The following is a 5,470-nucleotide window of genomic DNA, read 5'->3' on the forward strand; positions in this document are numbered from 1 at the left end:
TAAATGGTTTCGCCTACTTGTCGAGAAATGCTTAAACTATCTTCATCCAGTTTACTATTATCCCGCCCACCTACTTAAACTGAAAAATAAAGAAACAGTAGCCACTGGTATCGAGCGAGCCGTAGACGCCTTTCTGGGCTTATTTGATGGCAAAAATATCGGCAAGATGGTCGTGAAGCTCGATTAATTTAAGTGTCGATAATTAGCTACACTCGATCGCAAGATAGTAATTGAGGAGAGCGGATGAGTCAGACAGAACGGGAAAAAATGCTGGCAAACGAGCCATACTTTTCGATCTCCGATCCCGAACTGCAAATGATGATGGCAGCAGCCCAAGAGCTGCTGTATCCCTTCAATCATTCGCGTCCCGACGAATACGATCGACGAGCAGAAATTATTAGCAAGCTATTTGGATCGATCGGCAAAAATTTTACAATTAAGCCACCTTTTATGTGCGACTTTGGTTGCCATATTCATGCCAAAGATAATTTGTTTATCAACTACGATTGCGTCATTTTAGATTGCAACGAAGTTCGCATTGGTAATAATGTCATGTTCGCGCCCAAGGTGCAGATTTATACTGCCTATCATCCCCTCGATCCGGAAATTAGAAGATCCGGTTTGGAAATGGCCGCACCGATTACGATCGAGGATGATGTCTGGATTGGCGGTGGGGCGATTGTATGTCCTGGTGTCACCATCGGCGCGGGTACTACCATTGGTGCGGGTAGTGTCGTCACCAGAAACATTCCAGCGAATGTTGTGGCGGTCGGCAATCCTTGTCGCGTCATTAGAAATCTTTACAATTAATTAATAGTCGATCGTTGGCAGCACCTCACAATCATAATGCAAAGATTCAATCTCACCGTATTCAGACAATTTTGGGCGATCGCCAAATCTTATTGGTCGAGCGATGATAAATGGCGCGCGCGGGGGTTGTTACTCGCCGTCATCGTGTTGTCGTTGGGCTATACCGGATTGAGCGTCCTGCTCAATAACAAACGCGGCGTGCTAATTTCGGCACTATCGGCGCGCGATGAGGCAAGATTTTGGCAGACGATTTTGGTGTTTACTGGGACATTAGTCGTGTATGCGCCGCTGTTTGCTGGCTACGTCTATTTGCGCGACAGGTTGGGTGTCGAGTGGCGCAAATGGTTGACCAATTCGTTTCTCGATCGCTACTTTCAGAATCGATCGTTTTACAATCTCAACTATGCCGAAGCCAATATCGACAACCCCGATCAACGGATCGCCGAAGATGTCAAAAGCTTCACTCAGGAGTCGCTGACGCTGCTACTAGCCCTCGTTGATTCAGTTCTGGCGATCGCGGCATTTACGAGCGTCCTGTGGGGCATTTCGCCACCACTAATCTTGTTTTTGGTAGGCTATGCTCTTGTGGGTACTTTGGCAACGGTAGGGATCTTCGGACAGCCGTTGATGCGGCTCAATTTCGAGCGACTCAAAAAAGAAGCTGATTTCCGCTTTAGTTTAGTCCGCGTGCGCGAAAATGCCGAAGCGATCGCGTTTTATCAGGGTGAAGGCTACGAAGCCGATCGAATTCAAAGTCGTTTTGCTGAAGTATTCGACAACTTTAAACGGTTGATTTTTTGGGAACTAAATCTCAATATTCTCACCAATGCTTACGAATTCATTCCCTTCATTCTTCCCGCGATTGTCGTCGCACCTGGCATTTTTGCAGGCGAATTAGAAGTTGGTAAAGTAACCGAAGCTCAAGGAGCTTTCATCCGAATCTTTTTCTCTCTCAATTTAATCGTCTCTCGCTTTCAATCTCTGACCACTTTTGGTGCGGGTGTCGAACGTTTGTACACCTTCATGCAATCTTTGGAAGGTACAGTCGCCACCGATTCACAATCTGAAGATGCGATCCAACCGACGATCGAAACAGAAGTGCTCTGCGCCACCGATGAGCCAGTAGTCGAGAGACTGGAACTCGATCGCATGACCCTCCAAACCCCCAACCGCGAACGCACTTTAATCGAAGATTTGTCGATCGAATTACCGCCTGGTGAAGGTTTACTCGTCCGAGGGCCGAGTGGTTGTGGGAAGAGTTCTTTACTGCGCGCGATCGTCGGCTTATGGGATGCAGGTACGGGCAAAATTATTCGTCCGCCATTAACAGAAATGCTATTTTTACCCCAACGACCTTATATGGTATTGGGCACATTACGAGATCAAATGTTGTATCCACATATGGATGCCGAAGTTGAAGATAGTTATCTAAGCAAGATTTTAATTCAGGTTAATTTACCCAATCTAGAACAACAACATGGGGGCTTTCATACCGAACAAAATTGGGCACAGGTATTATCTTTAGGCGAACAACAGCGGTTGATTTTTGCTCGCTTGCTGATTAATAAACCTCGCTATGCAATTTTGGATGAGGCGACTAGCGCGCTGGATACGCAAAATGAGAAACAATTATATCAACAGCTTCGCGATTCGGGGATGACATATTTAAGCGTCGGACATCGCGAAAGTTTGAGTGATTATCACCAGTCAATTTTAGATCTTTCTACCGATCGAAATTGGTCTTTAACCGCTGCGTCTAGAGAGTAATGGGTAGATGGGTAGATGGGTAGATGGGTGGATGAGTGGATGAGTAGATGGGTAATAGAACGGCTCTCGCTCACCGCTGTCTTGTCTTGACGCACACAAACGGGAGGGAACCTCCCGTTCGATGCGTCGCTGATTTGCTAACCCGTCGGGAAACCCGACAAGCGCAAATCGCTCCCCGCTCCCTACCCCCCAAATCTCTGCCTAAATGAGGATGAGGCGAAATAGCGATCGACTCTACGATAGTCACCAAGACCAATACTTATCCAACTGCTGGGAATTCCAACAGTTACTATCCATGAATCCTGAAGCACCTCAAGCGGATAGATTAATTGCTACTACTCGCAAAGAACAACTGCGAGTAATCTTAGCAATCTGTATCATCGTCGTGGGAATTATGCACTTTGCCGTACCGGATCCCTTCGTCAAGATCGTGCCAGACTATCTGCCTTATCATTTGGAGTTAGTATATATTAGCGGCTTCTTTGAAATTTTAGGTGGCATTGGGATATTGGTACCGCCAGTCAGTCAAGCTGCTGCTTGGGGCTTACTATTACTGTTTATTGCCGTTTTCCCCGCAAATATTAACATGGCAATAAATGAAATCGATCTGCCACATATCCCAGATTCATCGGTATTGCGTTGGGGAAGATTGCCACTCCAAGCTGTATTGATTGCTTGGGCGTGGTGGTACACGCGCGCGGATGATTTGGAAGAACAAGTCTCTCTAATTCCCTCACGGTGGATAAAATCGCTGGCATTAAGCCAGAAGGCTGAAGGCATCGATTCGCGTTTATCCTGAGGGAGCAACTGAGCCGACGAAGCTTATCTATTGTTGTAATACTTCTTGAAGAATTGGGATTACCTACCCCCTAGTACTGTTGGTTATCCGATCCTCGCTTGAAGATCGGCTCTAACCCGCATCAAAATTTGGCCGAGCTGATTTTGACCAGTTCGATCGATGCCACAGCCCCAGAAGCTATCTACTGGCGAATCTTCAATGATTTCGGCATCTAAGGTAGCGAGCAAAACCTGCTGAATATCTAAATGACAGCTAAATTTTTGCCAGACAGCACGATACATGATCTCGCATTTTCGTAGATCCCAATCGGGATGGTAGTAATCTTGACAACTACGGCCAATTTTTGCCGCCAATTCTGGGGTGGGTGCGGCTTGAATTTGCGTCATTAAGTACTCGAATTGAGTACCACAAAATTTGTGCGCTTGATAGTAGTGTTCTACCGTTGCCCAATGCTGGCTGACTAACTCCTTTGCGGTGTCTCTGGGCATCAGAATCGAGTGTGGCGAGAAATTGGAAAAGCAGCCGTATGGCTCATTAACCTTGTAGAAGTAAATTCTCAATGGATACTGACTCACTCTGCTGTAGGTGAAATATTAGAGGGTAGGGGCGACATATAGATTATCCCTACATTTAATATCGCTGCTCTTACCCTCAATTTTCACCCAAATATGGCGATCTCGATCGCTAAACTTAATTAAAGATGCCTGCTTACTTAATTAGTAATGCGATCGCGGCTTGGGTTTGGGGTAGACTATCGATGACGATCGCCGTGCATAGTAGCATCATGTACAAGATCGAGTACTTAAACATGGATTTAGCGGGAGTTTTTTCGGTGGGAGCTTGAAGTAACTGCCAAGCTTCATAGATAAACAATCCGCCCAAACCAATTGCTGAAATACCGTACACGATGCCAGCAGCACCCAATGGATACACCAGTAGCAGTGTTGAGGGAACTAGTAATAAGGTATAAATCCAGATTTGCTTGGCAGTGGCAGCTTCGCCGACGACTACAGGTAACATCGGAATGCCGACTTTGGCATAGTCATCTTTAATCATCAACGATAGTGCCCAAAAATGTGGGGGCGTCCACAAAAAGACGATCGCAAATAAGATCCAAGCTTCCAGGCTCAAGCTATTAGTAACTGCCGCCCAACCAACTAAGACGGGAATCGCACCCGCCGCACCACCAATGACGATATTTTGGGGCGTATGACGTTTGAGGAGGTGGGTATAAATCCACATGTAAAATCCAATTCCGGCCATCGCTAATAGCGCGGCTAAAAGGTTGGTAAAAACAGTCAAGATTGTAAATGATAATGCTGCTAAAACTGTGGCAAAAATCCCCGCATGGAGTGGTTTGACGCGACCGGAAGGAATGGGACGATTGCGAGTCCGTTCCATTGCATAATCGATATCTCGATCGTAAATACAATTCATAGTTTGGGCAGAAGCTGCCGCTAGCATTCCACCGATAACTGTGACCAAAAACAAGACCGGATCGGTATTACCATCTGATGCCAACCACATTGCAGCGGCGGTAGTAATCAGTAGTAAAGGAATAATTCTCGGTTTAGTAAGTTGGTAATAACTCTGAATAACTTGCAGGAAACTTTGGTGTTTGCTCTCGACAGATGGATTGAGAATCTCTTGCATATGTGGGAATTAGGGGTGTTTACCGCAGCGGTACAAATGGGATCGGTGAAAATTTTGAGCTGTTAGCTATTCTTGACTGGCAAGTTGGGAATTCTTTAGTCGCAAAGACGATACGGTGAGTACGACTAGCGTCCCGAGTAAAGCGGCTCCGATGGTTTGATGGAGTACTGTGAGTGGTTCGACTTGAAGATGCAACTTAAAAGTAGCAACACCTAGCAATATTTGACAGATTAATAATCCTGCTGTGATTTGTGCCAACCGCTGAGAGTATTTGGGTGCATTTGAGTTGCGCCATACCGAGATAACTACCGCGACACAGCTCAGTGTCGCAGGTACTACGCCAATAATGTGAGCGTTCATCACCGTACACAGTTCGGAGTTACCAAAACATTGATGCAGTGCCCATCTAGAGCCAACTAAACCACCCAGGATACTTTGAAT

At 46.1% G+C, this 5,470-nt stretch carries 6 protein-coding genes and 1 pseudogene; 4 read left to right on the forward strand and 3 right to left on the reverse strand.

Annotation, left to right across the window (positions count from 1 at the left end; all coding sequences use genetic code 11):
• The 4 genes and pseudogenes from C7B77_RS31190 to C7B77_RS22935 form a co-directional block, all read left to right on the forward strand.
• A pseudogene (locus C7B77_RS31190) lies at positions 1–187 on the forward strand (hypothetical protein); the annotation flags it as partial.
• A gap of 56 nt (positions 188–243) precedes the next feature.
• Positions 244–810, forward strand: coding sequence for a sugar O-acetyltransferase (locus tag C7B77_RS22925; RefSeq protein ID WP_106310367.1), 567 nt, complete (start codon positions 244–246; stop codon positions 808–810).
• Between the two features lie 36 nt (positions 811–846).
• The gene (locus C7B77_RS22930) at positions 847–2,577 is read left to right on the forward strand and encodes an ABC transporter ATP-binding protein/permease (protein ID WP_106310370.1); all 1,731 of its coding nucleotides are present in this window, start codon (positions 847–849) and stop codon (positions 2,575–2,577) included.
• A 295-nt stretch (positions 2,578–2,872) separates the two neighbouring features.
• Positions 2,873–3,376, forward strand: a complete 504-nt coding sequence (locus C7B77_RS22935; protein WP_106310376.1) for a DoxX family protein — start codon at positions 2,873–2,875, stop codon at positions 3,374–3,376.
• Between the two features lie 83 nt (positions 3,377–3,459).
• Here C7B77_RS22935 and C7B77_RS22940 read toward each other — a convergent pair whose 3' ends face one another.
• The 3 genes from C7B77_RS22940 to C7B77_RS22950 form a co-directional block, all read right to left on the reverse strand.
• Complete coding sequence (locus C7B77_RS22940; RefSeq protein WP_106310378.1) at positions 3,460–3,936, reverse strand: riboflavin biosynthesis intermediates N-glycosidase; 477 nt, start codon at positions 3,934–3,936, stop codon at positions 3,460–3,462.
• Between the two features lie 148 nt (positions 3,937–4,084).
• A complete protein-coding gene (locus C7B77_RS22945; RefSeq protein WP_106310373.1) occupies positions 4,085–5,029 on the reverse strand; it encodes a heme o synthase in 945 nt (314 codons plus the stop codon).
• Between the two features lie 66 nt (positions 5,030–5,095).
• A partial coding sequence (locus tag C7B77_RS22950; protein WP_181243980.1) for a COX15/CtaA family protein occupies positions 5,096–5,470 on the reverse strand: 375 nt, incomplete at its 5' end.

The sequence above is a fragment of the Chamaesiphon polymorphus CCALA 037 genome (genome assembly GCF_003003845.1).
In the GTDB taxonomy this organism is placed as follows: Bacteria; Cyanobacteriota; Cyanobacteriia; order Cyanobacteriales; family Chamaesiphonaceae; genus Chamaesiphon; species Chamaesiphon polymorphus.

What these genes read in the sequence shown, in the direction of transcription:
- C7B77_RS22925 (WP_106310367.1), top strand. Translation starts at nt 244, where the DNA reads ATGAGTCAGACAGAACGGGAAAAAATGCTGGCAAACGAGCCATACTTT.
- C7B77_RS22930 (WP_106310370.1), top strand. Translation starts at nt 847, where the DNA reads ATGCAAAGATTCAATCTCACCGTATTCAGACAATTTTGGGCGATCGCC.
- C7B77_RS22935 (WP_106310376.1), top strand. Translation starts at nt 2,873, where the DNA reads ATGAATCCTGAAGCACCTCAAGCGGATAGATTAATTGCTACTACTCGC.
- C7B77_RS22945 (WP_106310373.1), bottom strand. Translation starts at nt 5,029, where the DNA reads ATGCAAGAGATTCTCAATCCATCTGTCGAGAGCAAACACCAAAGTTTC.